Consider the following 439-nt stretch of genomic DNA (forward strand, 5'->3'; position numbering starts at 1 on the left):
CCAGCTGGGCCACAGGGTCCGGCGGGTGCTCAGGGGGCGCAGGGCGTGGCGGGACCAGCGGGGTTGAGTTTTCAGGGGGCTTATGCGGCCTCGGTGAGCTATGCGCTGGATGCGGTGGTGACGCTTGGCGGTTCGAGCTATATCTCGCTGACGGGAGGGAATCTGGGGAATACGCCGGGGGTGACGCCGCAGTGGGCGGTGCTGGCACAGGCGGGGAGTGGAGGGAGCGGCGGGACGACCGGGGCGGGGGTGACGTATGCGGGGAGTTATGTTGCGACGACGAGCTATGGGCTGAACGATGTGGTGAGCTATTTGGGTTCGAGCTATATCTCGCTGGAGGCGGGGAATCGGGGGAATACTCCGGCTTCGGGCGCGGGGCAGTGGGGGGTGCTGGCTCTGGGGGCGGTGGGGGCGCAGGGGCCGGCGGGGGGGGCTGGGG

The 439-nt window shown here is 69.7% G+C and carries 1 pseudogene; it reads left to right on the forward strand.

The features are described from left to right. A pseudogene (locus GSQ82_RS19675) lies at positions 1 to 439 on the forward strand (hypothetical protein); the annotation flags it as partial.

The organism is Granulicella sp. L60 (genome assembly GCF_009765825.1).
GTDB lineage: Bacteria > Acidobacteriota > Terriglobia > Terriglobales > Acidobacteriaceae > Edaphobacter.